Here is a 21,155-nt window from a genome sequence, read left to right as displayed (position 1 = left end):
CCGTTCTCGGGACGGGATACTGCTGAGGCTCCCGGGGTGGGGTCAACGGAGCGAATCAGGGTCCGTCAAGTCCGGTCACGCTGATCGGTGTCCAGCGCATAGTGCAAGGCCGTGATGTTCATCCGTTGTGCGTGGTAGAAGCGTTGTGCCCGGTGGTTGGTGATGCCGGTGTCGAGCTCGATCCGCACGCACCCCGCCTCGCGGGCCCGGTCGCGCATTGCGCCGAGCAGCCGCGTGCCCACGCCGGCCGATCGGGCGTCGGGCGCGGTGACGAGGTCGTCGACGAAGAGCAGCCTGCCCCGGCTGGTGGCCAGAACGCGGTGGGTGGCCACGCCGAGGCAGCGGCCGGCCGGATCGTGGGCGGCGGTGAAGACGAGCCCCTGGCCGTGGGCGGTGACCGCGAACTCCAGGAAGGCGGCGGCGTCGAGGCCGGGGCGCAGGGTCCGTATCAACGGGCCGACGTCGGTGACCATGGCGGGATCGTCCGGGGTCAGATCGGTCAATGACAATTCCATGAACAGCCACCCTAGGGCCGTAATGTCGGATCGCTCGGACCGAGTTGACATATCAGGGGCCGCCCGGCGGAAAACGGGTGAGCGCTCTGCGACCATCCGTAGCATGCGCGCTGCCTACATCGAAGAGCTCGGACCGCCGGACGCGATTCATTACGGAGAACTGGTCGACCCCCGGCCCGGACCCACGGACGTTCTCGTCGACGTCCTGGCCACGACCGTCAATCCCGTCGACACGTTCGTCCGTTCCGGACTCTTCCGCACGCCGCTGCCCTTTCCCTTCGTGATCGGCCGCGACCTCGTCGGCCGGGTCGCCGATAGCGGAACCGGAGCCACCGGATTCACCACCGGAGATCTGGTGTGGTGCAACAGCCTGGGCCACGAGGGTCGTCAGGGCGCGGCCGCCGAGCGGGCCGCCGTCCCCGCCGACCGGCTCTACCGGCTCCCGGACGGCGTCGACCCGGAGACCGCCGTCGCCGTGGTCCACCCGGCGGCCACCGCGTACCTCGGCCTGTTCACCCACGGCCGGGTCAGGGCCGGGGAGACCGTCGTGGTGGCGGGCGCGGCCGGCAACGTCGGCAGCGCGATGGTCGTCCTCGCCGCCTGGGCGGGCGCCCGCGTGATCGCCACGGCGCGGCAGCGGGACGCGGCCTACGTCGCCTCCCTGGGCGCGTGCGAGGTCTTCGACTACACCGACCCCGACGTGTACGCACTGATCGCCAAGGCCGCTCCGGACGGCGTCGACGCCTACCTCGACGCGTCGGGGACCAACGACCTCACCCACAGCGTGGACCTGCTCGCCCGGCGCGGCCGGATCGTGCTCCTCGCGGGCGCCCGTACCGAACCCGTCCTCCCGGCCGGGCGGTTGTACATGAAGGACGGGTCGATCGCCGGCTTCGTCATCTCGCACGCGACCACCGCCGAGCTGGCCGAGGCCGCCGCGACCATCAACCGGCTGCTCGTGGCGGGCCTGTTGCGGCCGCGTGAAATCGAGGTCCGCCCGCTGAGCGAGGCCGCGGAGGTCCACCGCAGGATCGAGACGCACGGCCCGCACGGCAGCCGCATCGTGCTCCGCCCGACGCCGGACCCCTCCTCAACAGCCCGTTTCGGCGCCTGAGCCGACCGGCCCTCGGCCCGTACCGGCGGTCGCGCGCCCCCGGACGCGCCCGCACGGCTCCCCGCGCACCGGCCGCCGCCCCTCGCCCCCCCCACCGGGGGCTTCGTCCCGCACAGGGCGGCCCGCCCGGACACAACTCCCTTCCCCTGGCCGGGAATGAAGTGGCCGACCTCACCGTTGACCGTACCCCCGGACCGAATTAGTTTCGGCCAGCGGTACGGGTACTCTCCGGAGTCCCCGGTTTCTTCCAACAACGGGGGTTGGGGACGATGTCCATGCACGGCGCGGACGGGGGCGGGGGCACCGACGCGCTCGCCGTCCTCGAGCTGCTGGCTCAACACGCACCACCAGGCCGCTTCGAGGCGCTGCTGCGGGACGCCCGCCGCTCCGGCATGCCGGACGGCGAACTGGCAAGGCTGGAACGAGCCGTTCAGCTCGCCACCGGCATCAGCACCTCCTTCAGCCGCCGCGAGCAGCGGGAGGCCGGCCTGGCCGCCCTGGTCGACACCGCACGGGACCTGACCTTCCCGTACGACCTCGACAGCCTGCTGCGGGTCATCACCCGCAGGGCGCGGCGGCTGCTCGACTTCGACATGGCGTACGTCAGTCTCCGCACCGCCGGCGGCTCGTCCTACATCCACACCACCGAGGGCTCCCTGACCGGCCTGACCTCCGGCCTGCGGGTCCTCGACGGCCACGGACTCGGCGGCGAGGCGCACGCCCACGGCGAACCGGCCTGGAGCGCCGACTATCTGGAGGACGACCGCTTCTCGCACGCGGAGGTGATCGACGAGGTCGTACGGGCGGAGGGGCTGCACGCCATCATGGCCGTGCCCCTGCGCAGCGGGGAGACGACCGTCGGCGCGCTGTACGGGGCCGACCGCCGGGTCCGCCACTACACCCCGGACGAGATCGGGCTCATGTCCTCGCTGGCCGACCTGGCCGCCGTCGCCATCGAGAAGGCCGGACTGCTCGACCAGACCCGGGCCGAGGTCACCGAACTGGAGCTGGACAGCTCGCGGGCCCGCACCAGCCTGACCCGGATGCGGCACGTCAGCGAGGCCCACAGCCGGATCATGAACCTCGTCCTGTCGGGCGGGGACCTGTGCAACGTGGCGAAGGCGGCGGGGGACGCCCTCGACGGCACCGTCATGATCCGGGACCCCGGCGGGCGCAGCCTCGCCTCCGGTGGGGACATCCCCGGCCTCGACGAGGAGGCGGTGGCGAAGGCATCGCTGGACGCGCACGCGGGCCGCCGGCCCGTGGTCACCGGTGACAACACCTGGGTGGCCCCGGTCATCGCGGGCTCCGAGGACCTCGGCGTGCTGGTGATCCGCACGGCCACCGGTCTGACCGGCGAGGACGAGCGGCTGCTCGAACTCGCCGCCCAGTCCGTCGCGTTCCTGCTCCTGATGCAGCGCTCCACGGCCGTCGCCGAGGGCCCCGTGCGCGACGAGCTCCTCGACGACCTCCTCGCCGACCCGCAGCACGCCCCGCAGCAGATCGTGCAGCGCGCCCGCCGCCTCGGCATCGACCTGCGCAAACCCCACGTCCTCGTCGTGGCCCGGCCCGAGGGCGGGGAGCAGGGGCGCGCGGTGGTGTGGGCGTCCTCGTACGCCTACCGTATGTCCGGTCTGAAGACCGTCCAGGGCGGCTGCATCGTCCTGCTCCTGCCGGGGATCGACGCCTCGGCGGCGGCCCAGGCGGTCTCCGGCGAGCTGTCCCCGCTGCTCGGGCACCCGGTCTCGGTCGGTGCGGCCGGCCCGGGCTGGAGCCCCGACAGCGCGGCGCGGATGTACCAGGAGGCGATGCGCTGCCTGGACGCGATGAGCGCGCTGGGCGGCTCGGGATCGGCCGCGTCCGTGCAGGACCTCGGTTTCCTGGGGCTGCTGCTCTCCGACGACCACGACGTCGACGGCTTCATCGAGTCGGCGATAGGCCCCGTCCTGGACTACGACGCCGAGCGGTTCACGGACCTGACGCGCACCCTGGAGGCGTACTTCGCGTCGGGCGCGAGCCCGACGAACGCCGCGGAAGAGCTCCACGTCCATCCGAACACGGTGTCGCGCCGGCTGGAGCGGATCGGGGAACTCCTCGGCGCGGAGTGGCAGAAGCCCGGCCAGGTCCTGGAGGTGCAGCTGGCGCTGCGCCTCCAGCGCACCCGGGACGTCCTGGCCCGCCAGCGCGGCACGGACCCCGCCCGCCCCTCGGCACAGGACCGCGACCGCGCGACGCCGTAGGCGGAGCGGGGGCGGCCGGCCTCGTGGGGCGCCTGTCCCGCACGGGGTGCAGCGGGCGAGTGGGCGGCGGGCTGCCGGGTGCGCCGGCCGCGCGGGGACGGGATGCCCGAGCCGCGGGAGGCGGCTCGGCCACGGGGTGCCCGGACCGCTGGGGGTCCGGGTGCCCGTCCCAGCACGGCGCGCGAGGCGCGCCCGCGGGGTGTGCGGGTCCGCATGGTGCGCGGGCCCGCACGGTGCAGGGTGTGAGCCCGCGGGATGCGCTGGTCCGCATCGTGCGCGGGCCCGTGGGGCCGGCCAGGCCCCCCGGCGAGGCCGGCCCCCGGGACGGCTTGTCGGGTCAGCTCGCCGAGCGGCCCGGTTCGAAGGCGGCGTCCCAGTCCGTCGCCAGGACCGTCGCCGCGTGGGCGGCCGAGGCCAGCGTGATGTGACGGTGCCAGCCGCGGAACGAGCGGCCCACGAAGTCCCGTAGGCCCGCGCCCTCCCCGACCTGGGCGAAGTCCCGCTCCACCCGCCGGGACAGCTTCGTCAGACGCAGCAGCGTCCCGACCGTCGAACCGGTCAGATCGGTGATCCAGAGCCGGCTCGGAGGCCGCCTCGGGTCGTCCCACTCGCCCAGCAGCAGCAGGGGCCGCATCCGCTCCCCCGCGGGCGCCGGCAGCGCGACCCGTACCACCGTCGCCAGCGAGGTCCGCGAGGTCCGGGTGCCGGACGCGGTGTCCAGCCAGCCGACCGGACGGCGCAGCCCCTTGAGCGACTCGAGGATCTGCTGGGCCGGCAGCGGCCCGGCGCCGAAACCGGGCAACGCCCGGTCCGCGACCGAGAGCCGGCACGTCGCGCTGATCCTGGCGACCACGGGCACCCCCGCCCCGGCCAGCCGGTTCAGCGCCGCCCGCCCCGCCCCGCCGCGGATGTCGAGCAGCAGCGGCTTGCGGGTCACGTCCTGCCAGCGCGCGGTGTCGAGCGCGGCGGCGACCGCGCACTCCTCCAGGGTCTCCTCGCCCGCCCCCTCGGGGACCTCGGCGCGGTCACGCCGTGTCCGGTCCTTGACCCAGGGGTCGGGCAGGAAGAGCCGCCAGTTGACCGGCACGCTCAGTTCCTCGGCGGCGAACCACACCCCGAACGCCTGCTGCCCGCGGAACACCTGCCCCCGCTCCGGGTCGAAGCGGCGGTCGACGCCGACCGAGTGCTCGCCGGCCTTCGGTATCGGCATCGAACGGACCACCCACGCCTGCGGGCAGCTGTTCTGCTCCAGGAACCCGGCGAGTGCGGCCCGCATCGGCCGCCAGTCCCAGGTGGAGCTCGAAATGAAATGGTGCAGACTCTGCTCGGCGGCCGCGCCACCGATCTGTGCGGCGATGTTACGTATCGACTTGCGGCCCTGTGCGGTCAGCAGCCCCCGAAGGTACTGCTCTGCCTTCAGACGCTGATCGCGCCGGGGAAACCCCGAGAAGAGCGTGGCACAGAGCTCGTCGTAGACATCGTCGGCCACCGCGTTCCGGTACGGCGCCGAGTGCGGCCCGACTCCGGTGCGGTGCTGGATCCCCAGTGAATCGAGAACGGTCCTGCGCTTGGTTGCGACGGATGAACTCACGACACTCCTGCCCGACGGTTTCGCAGCTCCCTCCAGCTGCCCTCACACCGTCTCGTCCGGGGCCCACCAGGGGCGAGGTGTACCCGGCACCCGTCTGGGCCGCCGGATGGTGGTCGGACCACCGGGGGTGGCTTCCCGGGTGACGTACAGGGGTCCGGACACCGTCCGGCAGGGGAGAGAGGTGTGGCCGGACCACCAGGGGGTGCGGTCCGGCCACAATCGCGTCACCCGGTTTCAAACCGGCGCGCGGGTGATCTGACAGACTCTCGGACCCCGCTTTGACCAGGGTGGAACGCGGCCCGACCATCGCAGGACGAGGCGGAACGGGCCGGCTCCTGGTTAATGCCCCAGGCCAGGAGCCGCGCCTGTCCGTCTCGCTTACGTGGTGGGCAGCGCACACCCGCCCACCCACACCGCGGGCAGCCTCGCGCCGACCCCCGGTCCCGGTCCGGCGGCCGCCTCGCGCCTACCGCGCGCCACCGCCCACCGCTCCCACGCCCGCGCCACCGCTCCTACGCGCGCGCCGCTTCGGCGTCGCGCCGGGCCACCCGGGCCGCGTGCGTCGGCCCCTCGGGCACGTCGGCGGGCCGCAGGCTCTCCATCTCCTTGCGCAGCACCGGGATCACTTCCTCGCCGAGCAGGTCGAGCTGCTCCAGCACCGTCTTCAGCGGCAGGCCGCCGCTGTCCACCAGGAACAACTGCCGCTGGTAGTCACCCACGTACTCCCGGAAGGACAGCGTCCGTTCGATCACCTCCTGGGGGGAGCCGACCGTGAGCGGCGTCTCGCGCGTGTACTCCTCAAGGGACGGGCCGTGGCCGTAGACCGGCGCGTTGTCGAAGTACGGCCGGAACTCCCGTACCGCGTCCTGCGAGTTCCTGCGCACGAAGACATGGCCGCCCAGGCCCACGATCGCCTGCTCCGGCGTTCCGTGGCCGTAATGCGCGTACCGCCGCCGGTAGAGCCCGACCATCTTCGCCGTGTGCTCCTTCGGCCAGAAGATGTGGTTGGCGAAGAACCCGTCGCCGTAATAGGCCGCCTGCTCGGCGATCTCGGGGGAGCGGATCGAGCCGTGCCAGACGAACGGCGGGACGCCGTCCAGTGGGCGGGGCGTCGAGGTGAAGCCCTGGAGCGCCGTACGGAATCGGCCCTCCCAGTTCACCACGTCCTCCCGCCACAGCCGGTGCAGCAGGGCGTAGTTCTCGACGGCGAGCGGGATGCCCTGGCGGATGTCCTGGCCGAACCACGGATAGACCGGGCCGGTGTTGCCGCGCCCCATCATCAGGTCCACCCGGCCGTCCGCCAGGTGCTGGAGCATCGCGAAGTCCTCGGCGATCTTCACCGGGTCGTTGGTGGTGATCAGCGTCGTGGACGTGGACAGGATCAGCCGCTCCGTGCGGGCCGCGATGTGGCCGAGGAGCGTCGTCGGGGAGGACGGCACGAACGGCGGGTTGTGGTGCTCGCCCGTCGCGAAGACGTCGAGCCCCACCTCCTCCGCCTTGCGCGCGATGGTGACCATCGCCTTGATGCGCTCGTACTCACCCGGTGTGGTGCCGTCGGTGGGATCGGTGGTCCTGTCCCCGACGGTGAAGATTCCGAACTGCATGACACAACACTCCAAGCCGCCCCAGCAAGGTCCGTCCTCCCCATACTGCACGACCTCCGGCAGAAACGGAAACTTATCCGGAAAGCCTTCCGGTCGTGCCCCGCCGCCCGTCGGCCATGGTGACGAAGTCTTCCGCGCGGGCTGGACGACCCGCCCCCCGATGCCCACGCTCACGGCCATGACACCCGTACGAGAAGCCACGCCGCCCGTCATCACCGCCTGGTCGGACATCGGCTGCCCCTGGGCCTCGCTCGCCCTGAACACCCTGCGGGCCACCGCCGCCGAACGCGGCCAGGACCTCCTCATCGACCACCGCGCCTTCCCGCTGGAGCTGTTCAACCGCCAGCCCACGCCCAAGCACATCGTCGACGCGGAGGTCGTCATGCTCGGCGCCCACCGCCCCGAACTGGGCTGGCGGCTCTGGAACGCGCCCCTGTGGGAGTACCCGTCGAGCATCCTTCCCGCCCTCGAGGCCGTCCAGGCCGCCAAGGCGCCCGAGGCGGGCGGTCTGCGCGGCTCCGACCAGCTCGACGCCGGCCTGCGCCGCGCCTTCTACACCGAACACCGCTGCATATCCGTCCACTCCGTCATCCTCGACATCGCCGCCGAGTGCCCCGACGTCGACGCCGGCGCCCTGGAGAAGGCCCTGTCCCAGGGAGCGGGCCGGCGCGAGGTCTACGACCAATGGCACGAGGCGCGGGGCCCGCACATCCAGGGCAGCCCCCACTTCTTCGCCCCCGGCGGCTACGCCGAACACAACCCGGGCGCCACCTACGTCTTCACCGGCGACCTCTACGACGGCGGCTTCCCCCGCCTCGACCACTACGACGCCGGCTGGGCGACCACCCTGCTCGACTCCCTGACCGCCTGACGGCTGCGAGCGGGGACGACGGGACACCCCCGAGGCGGTGCCTTTCCGGACACGGCCCGACAGGCCCTAACCTGCCGCCATGGGAACGCGCGGGCAGCTGCCGGTCGTCGCCGCCGTCGCGGCCGGCGGCGCACTCGGCGCGGCCGCCCGCTACGCCGCGGTGCTGACCTGGCCCACCCCGCCCGGCGCCTTCCCGTGGACGGTCCTCGCCGTGAACGCGTCCGGCTGCGCGGCGATCGGCGTGCTCATGGTCCTCGTCACCGAGACCGGGGCGCCGCCGCACCGCCTCCTGCGCCCCTTCCTCGGCACGGGAGTCCTCGGCGGCTTCACCACCTTCTCCACGTACGCGCTCGACACGCAGCGCCTGTTGAGCGCCGGGGACGCGGCGCGGGGCATCCTCTATCTGGGATCGACGGCGATCGTGGCACTGACCGCCGTCTGGGCCGCGACCACGGCGGCCCGTGGCGTGCTGGTGAGGAGACCGCGATGACGAGACCGGCGGGCAGGGCCCTGCGCGTGACGATCCTGGTCGGGGAGAGCGACGTCTGGCACCACCGGCCGCTGTACTCCGAGATCGTGCACCGGGCACACGAGAGCGGTCTCGCCGGAGCCTCCGTGTTCCGCGGCGTGGAGGGGTACGGCGCCTCCTCCCTCGTGCACACCACGCGGCTGCTCTCGCTGAGCGAGGACCTGCCGGTCGCGATCGTGCTCGTGGACACCGAGGAGCGGATCCGGGCGTTCCTGCCGCATCTCGACCCGCTGGTGGGCGACGCACTCGTCATGCTCGACGACTGCGAGGTCATCCGCTACGGCGGCCGGGAGCGGCGGAGGTGAACTGGCTCCTCGTCCTCGCCGGCGGAGCCGTCGGCGCGCCCCTGCGCTATCTGACCGACCGGGCCGTCCAGTCACGCCACGACTCGCTCTTCCCCTGGGGCACCTTCACGGTGAACGTCGTCGGCTCCTTCGTCCTCGGCCTGCTCACCGGCGTCACCTCGGCCCGGGCCCACCTGCTGCTCGGCACGGGCCTGTGCGGGGCGCTGACGACGTACTCCACCTTCTCGTACGAGACGCTGAGGCTGTACGAGAGCGGGGCGCGCGGGTACGCCGCGGCCAACGTCGCCGGGAGCGTGGCCGCCGGACTCGCAGCCGTCTGGCTGGGAACCGGGGCGGCCACCCTCCTCTAGGGAGTGTCCGGCGCAGGGCCCGGCCGAGGTACCTGCCGGGACTGACGAGCATCCCCGTCCGTCGGTGTCCGCTCGAGACAGGTGCACTCCCGGCCGGTGGCAATGGCGGGCTCCGATGGCAGGGTGGGACCGGGGGCGTCCCTCGGGCGCGGGTCCCACGGACGACGCCCGGCGGACGCGACGGGCGACGCACGGACGTCACACGGTCATTCGCACGGGTCGCGGAGAGGCGGCGGATCAGGCATGAGCTGGTCGGACTTCCAGTACGAGATCTATCTGAACGGTCTGTCCGGAGCCGTCCCCCGGCTCCCCACCGACCTGACCCGCCTGGAGGAACTGGCCACCGCCCGGCTCGGCCCCGGACCCGTCGGCTACGTCGCGGGCAGCGCCGGCGACGGCTCCACCGCCCGCGCCAACCGCGCCGCCCTGGAACGCCGCCGCCTCGTCCCGCGCATGCTGCGCGACGTACGCGAACGGGACCTGTCCACGGAGCTGCTGGGGCGCCGGCTGCCCGCCCCGGTCGCCCTCGCGCCGGTCGGCGTCCTGTCGATCCTGCACCCCGACGCCGAACCGGCCGCTGCCCGGGCGGCCGCGGCGCGCGGCATCCCGTACATCCTGTCCTCCGCCTCCAGCACGCCGATGGAGGAGGTGGCGCGGGCGATGGGGGAGGGGGAGCGGTGGTTCCAGCTGTACTGGCCCAAGGACGTCGAGGTCGCCCGCTCCTTCCTGCGCCGGGCGAAGGACGCCGGCTACACCGCGCTCATCGTCACCCTCGACACGCCGCTCCTCTCCTGGCGCCCGCGCGACCTCGACCAGGCGTACCTGCCGTTCCTGCACGGCGTCGGCACCGCGAACTACTTCACCGACCCGGCCTTCCTGGCGGGCCTGTCCAAGCCGGTGGAGGAGGACCCGAACGCGGCCGTGGCCCATTTCGTCGGCATGTTCGCCGACCCGGGCAAGACCTGGCCCGACCTGGCGTTCCTGCGCGAGCACTGGGACGGCCCCATCGTCCTCAAGGGCGTCCTCCACCCCGACGACGCCCGGGCCGCGGCCGACGCCGGCATGGACGGGATCGTCGTCTCCAACCACGGAGGGCGCCAGGTCGCGGGCGCGATCGCGGCCGCCGACGCCCTCCCCGCGGTCGCGGACGCGGTCGGCGACCGCCTCGCCGTCCTCTTCGACAGCGGCATCCGCACGGGCGCCGATATCGCCAAGGCCCTGGCGCTCGGCGCCTCCGGAGTCCTCGTCGGCCGCCCCTACGCCTACGGCCTCGCCCTGGACGGCCAGGCGGGCGTCGACCACGTCCTGCGCTGCCTCCTCGCCGAACTCGACCTGACCCTGGCCCTCTCGGGCCACGCCGGTCCGGCGACGCTGACCCGGGAGGACCTGACCGAGTCCGCGCGGTGAACCCGTCCCGAGGGGCTCACCGCGGGGTGAGCGGGGTCTGGGACGCGAGGCGGCCGAGCCGGGCGGGATCGCGGACGCCGCTGTGACGCCCCTCGTCAGCGGCCCGGGGGCCGGAAAACCCACGAGCCCGCACGATCCCTGTTCGCTACGATCGCGGTGGCTCGCGGCCCCGTCCGTCACCCCGTGTGACGTCGACGAGCGATCGTGGTGATCGCGCCGGCCGCCGTCTCCCGACCCGGGCCCGCCGTGGCATCGCCACCGGCGCCGTACGTACGAGAAGGAGCATCCGAGGATGGCTCGACACCTGGTGACCAGCGCGCTTCCCTACATCAACGGGATCAAGCACCTGGGCAACATGGTCGGGTCGATGCTCCCGGCGGACGTGTACTCCCGGTACCTCCGCCGGCGCGGCCACGACGTCCTCTTCATCTGCGCCACCGACGAGCACGGCACACCGGCCGAACTGGCCGCGAAGGAGGCCGGGCTCTCCGTCGCCGCGTTCTGCGCGCAGGCGCACGACGCGCAGAAAACCGTGTACGACGGCTTCGGCCTCGCCTTCGACCACTTCGGCCGCAGCTCCTCGCCGCAGAACGCCGAGATCACCCAGCACTTCGCGCGCCGCCTGCACGAGAACGGCTTCATCGAGGAGCGGGCGATCCGCCAGGTGTACTCACCGGCCGACGGCCGCTTCCTGCCGGACCGCTACGTCGAGGGCACCTGCCCGCACTGCGGCTACGACAGGGCCCGAGGCGACCAGTGCGAGAACTGCACGCGCGTCCTCGATCCGACGGACCTGCTCGGCCCGCGCTCGGCGATCAGCGGCTCCACGGACCTGGAGGTCCGCGAGACCAGGCACCTCTTCCTGCTCCAGTCCAAGCTCCAGCACGAGGTCGAGGAGTGGATCGCCACGGTCTGCGACCAGTGGCCGCAGCTGTCGACGTCGATCGCCCGCAAGTGGCTGACCGAGGGCCTGAACGACCGCGCCATCACCCGCGACCTGGACTGGGGCGTGCCGGTCCCGGCCGACACCTGGCCGGAACTCGCCGCCGAGGGCAAGGTCTTCTACGTCTGGTTCGACGCCCCGATCGAGTACATCGGCGCCACGAAGGAGTGGGCGGACGCCGCTCCCGACGGTGAGAGCCGCGACTGGAGGTCGTGGTGGTTCGGGGCCGACGACACCGTCCGTTACACCCAGTTCATGGCGAAGGACAACGTCCCGTTCCACACGGTGATGTTCCCGGCCACCGAGCTCGGCGTGCGCGAGCCCTGGAAGAAGGTCGACGTCGTCAAGGGCTTCAACTGGCTGACCTTCTACGGCGGCAAGTTCTCCACCTCGCAGAAGCGCGGCGTCTTCACGGACGCGGCCCTGGAGATCCTTCCCGCCGACTACTGGCGCTACTTCCTGATCGCCAACGCTCCCGAGTCGGACGACTCCTCCTTCACCTGGGAGCACTTCACGGCCACGGTGAACAAGGACCTGGCCGACACCCTGGGCAACTTCGTCAACCGGGTGCTGTCCTTCTCCCTCAAGCGGTTCGGCGACCAGGTCCCGGCGGGCCGCGCGGCCGGCGACGCGGAGGCGAAGCTCGGCGCGGAGATCGCCCGCCTGCTCGCGGAGTACGAGGAGCAGACGGAGGCGCTCCAGTTCCGCAAGGCGGCCGCCGCCCTGCGCGCCCTGTGGTCCGCGGGCAACGCCTACCTGGAGGAGAAGGCCCCCTGGCTGGAGATCAGGACCGACCCGGACGGCGCCGCCCTGACCCTGCGCACCGCGATGAACCTGATCCACCTGTACGCGATCGTCTCGGAACCGCTCATCCCGGCCACGGCCGCCGCCCTGCGCGGCGTCTTCGCCCTCCCGGACGACACCGCGACCTGGGTGACCGCCGACCAGGCCACCTCCCTGACCACCCTCCCGCCCGGCACGCCCTTCACGGTCCCCCCGGTCCTCTTCGCCAAGATCACCGACGACTCCCTGACCACCTACCGCACCCGCTTCGGCGACGTCCCGGGGGCCTGAGCAGGGGAAGGGCCCTCCCGAAGGGGGGGTCCTTCGCGGAGCGTCCCGGCAGGAGCCGGACCTGCGGCCACGCACTGAGCCGGCCGGCAGGTCATGCGCCGAACAGGTCCGGATGGGGGCAGGGCTCCAGGGGGTCGCCTGGGCGGTCGGCCCACTTCCACCAGACATGCTTTTCGGAACAGCCCCAGACCACCCGGCAGGTGCGCCTGTCGTCGTCGTCCCGTCGGCACAGAACGAACCCACCGGCCTTCAGCCGCTTGTCGCACAGAGGGCAGGCGGGAACCGTCTCGTCCGACATCACGCACCACCGGCGCCGAGCGCACCGGCCGTCGTCCACCCGATGCCGAAACGCTGACGCCCCTCGACCTCACCTGTCACTCGGGAGCCGACGGGCAGAGCCTCGACGGTGGCCGCCCAGCTCCGCCGAATGACATGCGGTGTCGGCGCGTTGCGGCCCGTGGGCCTCGCGTACTCGTCCATGGACGGATCCTGGCAGCGACGGAAGCCCGTGACCACTGCCTTGTGAGCCCGCAGGAGGCGCGCCGTGCCCGCCGAGGGTCGCGGCCGGGCACTGAGACGCCCGCCGAAAACCGGCCTGACCAGCAGAAAGACCCTCCCGAAGGAGGGTCTTTCGCGGAGCGCCCCCGGCAGGACTCGAACCTGCGGCCAAGTGCTTAGAAGGCACCTGCTCTATCCACTGAGCTACGGGGGCCGGGTGGTGGCCCGGTGGCCGGGAGCCCCTGGTGGGTGGGGCGTGGCCTGCCGGGTCAAGGATAGGGCTCCGATCACCTTGGCCCGGTTGCTTCACCTGCGTGGCACGATGTGGAGGTTCGGTGAAGCGGAACGATAATCGCAGGCAGGTGCGATTCCCGCAGCGCTTTTCGCGCCACTTGGCCCGGGTGTTGTGCACTCGTTATGCCTGAGGCTCGTGTCGTCAGTTGTTCGGTCGGCGCGTAGGACCGTTATACGCTTCAAAAAGGCTCCAAAATTGGGCATTCTTCGCATGTGGTGACCTTGGACGAACGGCCTCAGCTGATCGACGCACTCTCCGCCCTGCGCGACTGTGTCGCCGCCGTGCGTCTACCCCTCCCCCTCCCAGGCGCCCCACGCGCCCGGCAGACCCGTGTCGAGCTGCTCGCGCAGCTCGACGACTACCTCGTCCCCCGGCTCAAGGACCCCGACGCCCCCCTCCTCGCCGTCGTCGGCGGCTCCACCGGAGCCGGGAAGTCCACCCTCGTCAACTCCCTTGTGGGGCGGAGGGTCAGCGAGGCCGGCGTGCTCAGACCCACCACCCGTACGCCCGTGCTCGTCTGCCACCCCGACGACCACCACTGGTTCGCCGGCATGCGCGTCCTCCCCCAGCTCACCCGCGTCTGGCTGCCCCAGCAGGACGACGACCACCCCGCCGAGGAACCCGCGCAGGACAACGCGCTGCGCGTCGAGACCTCCTCCGCCCTCACCCCCGGCATCGCCCTCCTCGACGCCCCCGACATCGACTCCCTCGTCGTCGAGAACCGCCTGCTCGCCGCCGAGTTGATGTGCGCCGCCGACATCTGGGTCATGGTCACGACCGCCTCCCGGTACGCCGACGCCGTCCCCTGGCACCTGCTCCGCACCGCGAAGGAGTACGACGTCACCCTCCTCACCGTCCTCGACCGCGTCCCCCACCAGGTCATCGGCGAGGTCTCCCGGCAGTACGAGGCCCTGCTCGACAAGGCCGGGCTCGCCGACGTGCCCCGGTTCACCATCCCCGAACTCCCCGAGTCGACCGGCGGCGGCAGCGGGCTGTTGCCCGACACCGCCGTCGCCCCGCTGCGCGCCTGGCTCGCCCACCGCGCCCAGGACCTCGCCGCCCGCCAGCAGGCCGTCGCCCGGACCGTCTCCGGCGTCGTCGGCTCCCTCGACAGCCGCATCCCCGAACTCGCGGCGGCCGTCGCCGCCCAGTACGCCGCCGCCGTCCGCCTCGGCGGCGCCGTCGAGGCCGCCTACGCCGAACAGGGCGAACGCGTCCGCCGACAGCTGCAGCGCGGCGCCGTCCTCGCCGGAGACGCCCGCACCCGCTGGCGGGCCTACCCGCGGGACAGCTCCGCCGAAGAGCTCCTCGACGCCCTCACCGAATCCTTCGCAGCCCTCGTCCACTGCGCCGTCGCTGCCGCCGACGAGCGGGTACGGGACGCCTGGCGGCGCGAACCCGCCGCCGCGGCACTCGGCGCCACCGAGCACGCCGGCCTCGACCCCGAGGCCGGCGAGCGGATCGGCATGGTGGTACGGCGCTGGCGGCGCGAGCTCGAGGAACTGGCCGACGAGGAGGTGGGCGGCGGTGAACGCGCCGCCGCCTCCCGCTCCGTCCCCGCCCGCACCGTCGGCGTCGACTCCGACACCGTCGCCGCCCTCCTCGCCACCGCCCTCCTCGGCGGCCGCCGCGCCCGGGCCGCCGGTGAACGGCTCGCCGAACTCCTCGGCGCCCAGGCCGCCCTCCGCCTGCGCGACAAGGGCGGCGAACTGGTCACGACGTACCTCGACCGCGCCCTGCACGCCGAACGCGACCGGCTCCTGGCCCCCCTCGACGCCCTCGACGTGACCCCCGAGCCGCAGGCGGAGCTGATCGCCGCGCTCTCCGTACTGCAGAAGGAGAAGGACCGGTGAGCAGCAGCACGGTGGACGACCGCTGGGACGACGGCCTGATCGCCCGCAGGGCGGGGGCCGAACGGGCCGAGGACACCCCCTTCCCGCCGCGGGAACACCCCGAGGAGGAGGACGGCCTGCCGACCCTGGGCGGGCAGTACGGCGGGTCCCTGCGCATCCGCCTCGACGCGCTGCACGAACTGGTCGGCCTCTCCCGGACGCGACTGGAGAACGACACGCTCGCCGAGGCCGGACGCGTACTCGACGAGGCCGCCGCGCGTCAGCGGCTCTCCGCCCGGCACACCGTCGTCGCCATCGCGGGCTCCACCGGAAGCGGCAAGTCCACCCTCTTCAACGCCCTCGCCGGCGTTCCCGTCTCCGAGACCGGTCTGCGCCGCCCCACCACGGCCGCGCCCATCGCCCTCAGCTGGTCCGAGGGCTCGGCCGGGCTCCTCGACCGGCTCGCGGTCCCCGGACGCCTGCGCCGCCGCCCCCTCGCGGGCGGCGCCGCCGACGAGGAGCTCCAGGGGCTCGTCCTGATCGACCTGCCCGACCACGACTCGGCCGTCACCACCCACCGCGACCAGGTGGACCGCGTCCTCGCCCTGGTCGACGCCGTGATCTGGGTCGTGGACCCCGAGAAGTACGCCGACGCCTCCCTCCACGAGCGCTATCTGCGCCCGCTCGCCGGCCACGCCGAGGTCACCTTCGTCGTCCTCAACCAGATCGACCGCCTGAGCGCCGACGCCGCCGACCTCGTCCTGGACGACCTGCGCCGCCTGCTCGACGAGGACGGCGTGGCGCTCGGCGAGCACGGCGAACCCGGCGCCACCGTCCTCGCCCTGTCGGCGCTCACCGGGGAGGGCGTCGGTGAACTGCGCGAACTGCTCGGCCGCTTCGTCCAGGACCGGACCGCGCCGGCGCGGCGACTCGCCGCCGACGTCGACGCCGCGGCGGGCCGGCTCCGGCCGGTGTACGTGGCCGACGGCCCCACCGGCCTCGGGGAACGCGCGCGGGACGACTTCTCTGCCCGCCTCGCCGTCGCCGTCGGCGCCACCGCGGCCGGTGAGGCCGCCGAACGCGTCTGGCGCCGGAGCGCCATCCGCGCCTGCGGCACTCCCTGGCTGCGGCTCTACCGCTGGTACGAACGGATCCGCGACCACGGCACCACCGACCCGCGCCTCCAGCCGCCCGCCGAGGACGAGCTGACGGCGCGCCAGCGCGTGGAGCAGGCCGTACGGATCGTCGCGGCCGACGCCTCCCGGGGGCTGCCCGCGCCGTGGGGGCAGGCGGTGCGCGAGGCGGCGGTACGGGGCGCGGAAGGGCTGCCGGAGGCTCTTGACGAGCTCGCGGCGGGCGTCGGCGACCCGGCGGCCCGCCCGCCCCGCCCGGCCTGGTGGCCGGCCGCCGTGCTGGCGCAGGTGCTGATGACGTTCCTGCAGGCCGCCGGGGCGCTGTGGCTGGTCGGCCAGATCATCGGTGTGGTGGAACCGGGTCTCCTGCCGCCCGTCCTGATCATGATCGGCGGCATCGTGGGCGGTCCGCTGGTGGAGTGGGCGTGCGCGGCCGCCGTCAAGGGCCCGGCCCGGCGGTACGGACAGGAGGCCGAGCGCAAGCTGCGCGAGGCGGCGGCCGCCTGTGGGCGGGCCCGGGTGCTCGACCCGATCTCGGCGGAGCTGATGCGCTACCGGGAGGTGCGGGAGCAGTACGTGACGGTGTCGGGGACGCGGTCGGGCGCGCGCGTCTCGCGGCTCGGCGGAGCCCGCTGGGGAGGGACGCGGCCCGGCGCGCGGGTGAGGTGAACCCCCGGGTTCACCCTCTCGGGTGACGGCGTTTCCCCCGGCCGCGCGGCTGTCCACAGTCGGAAGCGGTATCCGCCGTGCCACGGAAGTCTGGTGACACGACGACAGGCCGACGGGCCGCAGGGGGAGTGAGTCATGAACGAGACGACGGTGACGCTGGTCGGGAACGTGGCGACGAGCGTGGAGTACCGGGACACCGCGACGGGCGGGGTGGCGAGGTTCCGCTTCGCCGTGACGGCCCGCCGCTGGGACCGGGAGCGCGGCGTGTGGGCCGACGGGCACACCAGCTTCTACACGGTCTTCGCCTGGCGGGCCCTGGGCGTCAATCTCGCCGCCTCGGTCGCGGTCGGTGAACCACTGGTGGTGCACGGCCGCCTGAAGGTGCGTGAGGAGGAACGCGACGGTCAGCGCAAGACGTTCGTGGACATCGACGCGGTCGCGGTCGGTCACGATCTGTCACGGGGCACGGCGGCGTTCCGGCGCGTGATGAAGGGGGAACCGCGCCTGACGGAACGCCAGGAGGACGCCATCTCCGGTGCGCCCCGCGACCCGTGGGAGACTCCGCAGGCCCCTTCGACGCAGGAGCAGGACCCGACGGCCACGACCGCCCGCCCGCCGGCCGACGGCCCCCCGCAGGTCGGCCAGGTCCTGGAACCCGTCCTGTGACCAGGAGTTGTGGGGGATATGTCGACACCGTGACCTGCGCATCCACCCGAATCGGGCCTCGGTGATAACGATTCCGAGACGGAATGGTTATCAGACCGTACGGAAGGGCACCGAGCTCTTCCTCGTCCCTAGGATGCGCGGGTACTCATACGGGACTTGAGTCTGCACGCGAGTCCGGCCTTGAGTCAGTTGGGTCTGTGAGTCTGCTGGCGAAGCGCTCCCCCCACGCGTCGTGACACACGGTGCGGAGCAGCTCGCCCGGAGGGGAAAACATGTCTTCAGTTCTGAGGCGCGGCGCAGCCCGCCTTGCCGCCGCGACCGTGGTCTCCGGCCTGGTCGCCGTGGGTGCGATAGCCGTCGCCGGCCCGGCGATGGCCGACGAGGGTCCGCAGAGCACGGGCGGCGCGACCGCGACGCTCGGCAGCCTCGCCGTCTTCGACAAGGTGACCATCGAGGGCAAGGGCGAGTACAACGCCGGCCTGTTCGAGATGCAGGTCACCCCCGGTGGGGCGCTGCAGACCTACTGCATCGACTTCCACACCAAGGCCCTGAAGGGTGAGGAGTACAAGGAGGTCGGCTGGGACCAGTCCTCCCTGCACGACAACGAGAACGCCGGCAAGATCCGCTGGATCCTGCAGAACTCGTACCCGCAGAAGAACGACCTGGCCGACCTCGCCAAGAAGGCCGGCGTCGCGAGCCTCACCGAGCAGACCGCCGCCGCCGCCACCCAGGCCGCGATCTGGCAGTTCTCCGACGACATCAACGCGGTGCCGAAGGACGCGAACGCCGCTGCGCTCACCGACTACCTCGAGAAGAGCGCGCAGAACCTGGCGGAGCCCAAGGCATCCCTCACCCTCTCCCCGTCGTCCGTCGCCGGCAAGCCCGGCGAGCGCCTCGGCCCGATCACGGTGAACACCAACGCCGCCTCGGCCGCCGTCTCGCTCGTCCCCGGCGCGCCCGAGGGCGTCAAGCTGGTCGACAAGGACGGCAAGGCCGTCACCGAGGTCGCCAACGGCGGCCAGGTCTTCTTCGACGTCCCGGCCGGCTCCGCCGAAGGCGCGGCCGAGCTGACCGTCCAGGCCGACACGACCGTCCCGATCGGCCGCGCCTTCGTCTCCACCAAGGTGAAGAGCCAGACCCTGATCCTGGCCGGCACGAGCAAGTCCACCGTCGGCGCCAAGGCCTCCGCGACCTGGGCGAAGAAGGGTGCGATCCCGGCGGTCTCCGCCGTGAAGAACTGTGCCAAGGGCGGCCTCGACGTCACCGCCTCCAACGAGGGCGACGAGGACTTCACCTTCGAGCTCGCGGGCAAGAAGGTCACGATCGGCGCCGGCAAGTCCGAGACCGTGACCATCCCGCTCGCCGAGGACCAGGCGTACGACTTCACGATCACCGGCCCGAACTTCAAGAAGAACTTCAAGGGCGTCTTCGACTGCAAGACGGCCACGCCGGGCCCGGCCCCGTCGGAGACCCCGTCCACCGAGCCCTCCCCGAGCACCCCGGCGGGCACCACCGGCGGCTCCACCACCGGCGGCTCGGGCGACCTGGCCGAGACCGGCAGCTCCAACGCCACCCCGATGATCGCCGGCATCGCCGCGCTCCTCGTGGTCCTCGGCGGCGGCGCGGTCTTCTTCCTCCGCAAGAAGAACACGGCCGGCCAGTAAGCGGTACGACGATGAACGGTGAGTGACGGGGCAGACCCCCCGTCACCGACGGCCCCGGAGGCGCGGACAGCGCACCGGGGCCGTCGCCGTCGTGCGGCCGTGGGAAAGCGACGAGCCTGTGCCCGCTTCCCGCTTTTCGCCTTCTCCTTCTCCCTTTCAGGAGCACCACGTGAGACTTCGCAAGGCGCTCGGCGCCGCCGCAGCCCTGCTCGGCAGTGCCCTCGCCACCCTGACGTTCGCGCCCACCGCGCAGGCCGACAGCGTCGCCGGCGCGGACGCCCCGCCCCTGCGCTTCCTCAGCTACAACATCTGCGGCAACGTCTGCGCCGACGGCAAGGGGTACAGCAACCAGCGCCGTGTCGACAGCGTCGTCGCCGAGGCGACCGGCGCCACCTGGAACGCCGACCAGCTCCATCTCCAGGAGGTGTGCCGCCCGCAGTTCGACGCGATCCGCCAGCGCCTCACGGCGTACGGCTTCCAGGGCCACTTCGCCACGGCCCTTCCGGGTGGCAACCCCGCCATCTGCGGCGGTGCCGACTACGGCAACGCGGTCCTCGTCAAGGGCCCGATCACCGAGACCAAGGTGCTCGACCTGACCGTGGGCGGGGAGCGCGAGCCCATCACGGTGCCGTGCGTGAAGACGTACACGCAGAACCGCGCCAACTGGGCCTGCTCCGTCCACCTCTACTGGAACGAGGCCACGCTGCGCGAGCAGGAGGCCGCCAAGCTCGCCGCGCAGGCCGAGGAGTGGCAGGCCGCCGGCATCCCGGTGGTGCTCGGCGGTGACTTCAACGGCGGCCCCCGGTCCAAGATGGCCTCGTACTTCTACGCGCCGGCCATCAACGACGGCGGCTGGGGAAGCTTCATCGAAGCGGACGAGACGGACAGCGACCACTTCGTCGCCGTCCCCTGCGCGGACGGCCGTACGCACTGCCGCAGCGGTGAGCCGACCTTCAACACCACGAAGATCGACTACGTCTTCCTCTCGGCCTCCCACTTCAAGAGCGCCCAGGCCGACGTCCTTCCCCAGGACACCCTCGTCTCCGACCACAAGCCGCTGCGGGGCGCCGCCTACTGGTCGGACTGCGGGCCGTCCGCCGCCGACGCCGGCGCGGTCTTCCGCCGGGACGCCAAGGGCGCGCTCATGCGGTACGCGGGCCGCGCCGACGCGACCGTGGCCGGTGCCTGCAAGGTCGGCACCGGATGGAACGGCATGGAGCACATAGCCCGCGACGGGGACGCCCTCGTCGCGGTCGACACCGCCGGCTCCCTGTGGCGCTACCCGGCGAACCCCGTCAACGGCACGTACTCCGGCAGCACCCGTGTCCAGGCAGGCAGCGGCTGGCAGGGGTACGACGCGTTGCTGGCGCCGGGTGACTTCTCCGGGGACGGGAAGGCGGACCTGATCACGCGTGACCCGGCCGGGGTGCTGTGGCTCCACGCGGGTGACGGCGCCGGCTCCTACGCCGCCCGGGTCCAGATCGGCACCGGCTGGCAGATCTACGACGCGCTGGTGGCGCCGGGTGACTTCTCCGGGGACGGGAAGGCGGACCTGATCACGCGCGACCCGGCCGGGGCGCTGTGGCTCCACGCGGGTGACGGCGCCGGCTGGTACGCCGCTCGGGTCCAGATCGGCACCGGCTGGCAGATCTACGCCGCGCTCACCTCGCCCGGCGACCTCGACGGCAACGGCAGTGCGGACCTGACCGGCCGCGACACCACCGGCAACCTCTGGTTCTACCAGGGCGACGGCGCGGGCTCCTACGCCCCGCGCACCCGGATCGGCTACGGATACCCGGCCGGCGAACTCCTCTTCTGACCCCGCGCACCGCCCGATGCCGGGTCCCCGTACCGT

17 protein-coding genes and 1 tRNA gene are annotated in these 21,155 nt (G+C 72.7%); 13 read left to right on the top strand and 5 right to left on the bottom strand.

The annotated features are described in order from the left end of the window. Window positions 1-65 precede the first annotated feature (65 nt). Complete coding sequence (locus ACZ68P_RS04355) at window positions 66-515, bottom strand: GNAT family N-acetyltransferase (protein ID WP_471002311.1); 450 nt, start codon at window positions 513-515, stop codon at window positions 66-68. Window positions 516-618: 103 nt separating this feature from the next. On the opposite strand from ACZ68P_RS04355, the gene ACZ68P_RS04350 reads away from it, so the two are divergent. Both ACZ68P_RS04350 and ACZ68P_RS04345 read left to right on the top strand, forming a co-directional pair. Next, window positions 619-1,629 (top strand): NADPH:quinone reductase, encoded by a 1,011-nt coding sequence (locus tag ACZ68P_RS04350; protein ID WP_471002308.1) that lies wholly within the window; start codon window positions 619-621, stop codon window positions 1,627-1,629. A gap of 269 nt (window positions 1,630-1,898) precedes the next feature. Then, the gene (locus tag ACZ68P_RS04345; protein ID WP_471002305.1) at window positions 1,899-3,869 is read left to right on the top strand and encodes a helix-turn-helix domain-containing protein; all 1,971 of its coding nucleotides are present in this window, start codon (window positions 1,899-1,901) and stop codon (window positions 3,867-3,869) included. Window positions 3,870-4,206: 337 nt separating this feature from the next. Here ACZ68P_RS04345 and ACZ68P_RS04340 read toward each other — a convergent pair whose 3' ends face one another. Further along, on the bottom strand, window positions 4,207-5,409 hold the full coding sequence (locus ACZ68P_RS04340) for an IS701 family transposase (protein WP_471002453.1): 1,203 nt from the start codon (window positions 5,407-5,409) through the stop codon (window positions 4,207-4,209). Between the two features lie 563 nt (window positions 5,410-5,972). Further along, window positions 5,973-7,064 (bottom strand): LLM class flavin-dependent oxidoreductase, encoded by a 1,092-nt coding sequence (locus ACZ68P_RS04335; protein ID WP_471002302.1) that lies wholly within the window; start codon window positions 7,062-7,064, stop codon window positions 5,973-5,975. 178 nt (window positions 7,065-7,242) lie between these two features. Between ACZ68P_RS04335 and ACZ68P_RS04330 the strand changes: the two genes are divergently transcribed. From ACZ68P_RS04330 to metG, 6 genes are all read left to right on the top strand, one after another. Then, window positions 7,243-7,935 carry a DsbA family oxidoreductase gene (locus ACZ68P_RS04330; RefSeq protein ID WP_471002299.1) on the top strand — a complete coding sequence of 231 codons (693 nt, stop codon included), beginning with the start codon at window positions 7,243-7,245 and terminating at the stop codon, window positions 7,933-7,935. A gap of 79 nt (window positions 7,936-8,014) precedes the next feature. Next, a complete protein-coding gene (locus ACZ68P_RS04325) occupies window positions 8,015-8,425 on the top strand; it encodes a FluC/FEX family fluoride channel (protein WP_471002296.1) in 411 nt (136 codons plus the stop codon). Beyond that, entirely contained in the window at window positions 8,422-8,769 is a 348-nt protein-coding gene (locus tag ACZ68P_RS04320; protein WP_471002293.1) for a DUF190 domain-containing protein, read from the top strand. The genes ACZ68P_RS04325 and ACZ68P_RS04320 overlap by 4 nt, the downstream gene beginning before the upstream one ends. Then, the gene (gene crcB / locus ACZ68P_RS04315) at window positions 8,766-9,119 is read left to right on the top strand and encodes a fluoride efflux transporter CrcB (RefSeq protein ID WP_471002290.1); all 354 of its coding nucleotides are present in this window, start codon (window positions 8,766-8,768) and stop codon (window positions 9,117-9,119) included. The genes ACZ68P_RS04320 and crcB overlap by 4 nt, the downstream gene beginning before the upstream one ends. A gap of 243 nt (window positions 9,120-9,362) precedes the next feature. Next, window positions 9,363-10,526, top strand: coding sequence for a lactate 2-monooxygenase (locus ACZ68P_RS04310; RefSeq protein ID WP_471002287.1), 1,164 nt, complete (start codon window positions 9,363-9,365; stop codon window positions 10,524-10,526). A gap of 292 nt (window positions 10,527-10,818) precedes the next feature. Then, window positions 10,819-12,543 carry a methionine--tRNA ligase gene (gene metG / locus ACZ68P_RS04305; RefSeq protein WP_471002284.1) on the top strand — a complete coding sequence of 575 codons (1,725 nt, stop codon included), beginning with the start codon at window positions 10,819-10,821 and terminating at the stop codon, window positions 12,541-12,543. Window positions 12,544-12,840: 297 nt separating this feature from the next. Here metG and ACZ68P_RS04300 read toward each other — a convergent pair whose 3' ends face one another. Next, window positions 12,841-13,023 carry a hypothetical protein gene (locus ACZ68P_RS04300; protein ID WP_471002281.1) on the bottom strand — a complete coding sequence of 61 codons (183 nt, stop codon included), beginning with the start codon at window positions 13,021-13,023 and terminating at the stop codon, window positions 12,841-12,843. A gap of 159 nt (window positions 13,024-13,182) precedes the next feature. Next, window positions 13,183-13,255 (bottom strand) — tRNA-Arg (locus ACZ68P_RS04295). Window positions 13,256-13,548: 293 nt separating this feature from the next. On the opposite strand from ACZ68P_RS04295, the gene ACZ68P_RS04290 reads away from it, so the two are divergent. The 5 genes from ACZ68P_RS04290 (at window position 13,549) to ACZ68P_RS04270 (ending at window position 21,119) form a co-directional block, all read left to right on the top strand. After that, window positions 13,549-15,189 carry a dynamin family protein gene (locus tag ACZ68P_RS04290; RefSeq protein ID WP_471002279.1) on the top strand — a complete coding sequence of 547 codons (1,641 nt, stop codon included), beginning with the start codon at window positions 13,549-13,551 and terminating at the stop codon, window positions 15,187-15,189. Beyond that, window positions 15,186-16,970 carry a GTPase gene (locus ACZ68P_RS04285; RefSeq protein WP_471002276.1) on the top strand — a complete coding sequence of 595 codons (1,785 nt, stop codon included), beginning with the start codon at window positions 15,186-15,188 and terminating at the stop codon, window positions 16,968-16,970. Before ACZ68P_RS04290 ends, ACZ68P_RS04285 begins: the two co-directional genes overlap by 4 nt. 135 nt (window positions 16,971-17,105) lie before the next feature. Then, entirely contained in the window at window positions 17,106-17,636 is a 531-nt protein-coding gene (locus ACZ68P_RS04280) for a single-stranded DNA-binding protein (RefSeq protein WP_471002273.1), read from the top strand. A 272-nt stretch (window positions 17,637-17,908) separates the two neighbouring features. Next, window positions 17,909-19,300, top strand: a complete 1,392-nt coding sequence (locus ACZ68P_RS04275) for a Cys-Gln thioester bond-forming surface protein (protein WP_471002270.1) — start codon at window positions 17,909-17,911, stop codon at window positions 19,298-19,300. A 169-nt stretch (window positions 19,301-19,469) separates the two neighbouring features. Continuing rightward, a complete protein-coding gene (locus ACZ68P_RS04270) occupies window positions 19,470-21,119 on the top strand; it encodes an FG-GAP-like repeat-containing protein (protein ID WP_471002267.1) in 1,650 nt (549 codons plus the stop codon). Window positions 21,120-21,155 lie beyond the last annotated feature (36 nt).

It is taken from the genome of Streptomyces sp. NPDC036822, from assembly GCF_055609145.1.
The sequence above is the reverse complement of the archived record's forward strand: the minus strand, read 5'-3'. Positions and strand labels throughout refer to the sequence as shown.

Excerpts from the sequence above, each read along its gene's own strand:
- ACZ68P_RS04350 (WP_471002308.1), top strand. The coding sequence starts at position 619 with ATGCGCGCTGCCTACATCGAAGAGCTCGGACCGCCGGACGCGATTCAT.
- ACZ68P_RS04325 (WP_471002296.1), top strand. The coding sequence starts at position 8,015 with ATGGGAACGCGCGGGCAGCTGCCGGTCGTCGCCGCCGTCGCGGCCGGC.
- ACZ68P_RS04345 (WP_471002305.1), top strand. The coding sequence starts at position 1,899 with ATGTCCATGCACGGCGCGGACGGGGGCGGGGGCACCGACGCGCTCGCC.
- metG (WP_471002284.1), top strand. The coding sequence starts at position 10,819 with ATGGCTCGACACCTGGTGACCAGCGCGCTTCCCTACATCAACGGGATC.
- ACZ68P_RS04355 (WP_471002311.1), bottom strand. The coding sequence starts at position 515 with ATGGAATTGTCATTGACCGATCTGACCCCGGACGATCCCGCCATGGTC.
- ACZ68P_RS04335 (WP_471002302.1), bottom strand. The coding sequence starts at position 7,064 with ATGCAGTTCGGAATCTTCACCGTCGGGGACAGGACCACCGATCCCACC.
- ACZ68P_RS04280 (WP_471002273.1), top strand. The coding sequence starts at position 17,106 with ATGAACGAGACGACGGTGACGCTGGTCGGGAACGTGGCGACGAGCGTG.
- ACZ68P_RS04320 (WP_471002293.1), top strand. The coding sequence starts at position 8,422 with ATGACGAGACCGGCGGGCAGGGCCCTGCGCGTGACGATCCTGGTCGGG.
- ACZ68P_RS04310 (WP_471002287.1), top strand. The coding sequence starts at position 9,363 with ATGAGCTGGTCGGACTTCCAGTACGAGATCTATCTGAACGGTCTGTCC.
- ACZ68P_RS04330 (WP_471002299.1), top strand. The coding sequence starts at position 7,243 with ATGACACCCGTACGAGAAGCCACGCCGCCCGTCATCACCGCCTGGTCG.
- ACZ68P_RS04300 (WP_471002281.1), bottom strand. The coding sequence starts at position 13,023 with ATGGACGAGTACGCGAGGCCCACGGGCCGCAACGCGCCGACACCGCAT.
- ACZ68P_RS04275 (WP_471002270.1), top strand. The coding sequence starts at position 17,909 with ATGTCTTCAGTTCTGAGGCGCGGCGCAGCCCGCCTTGCCGCCGCGACC.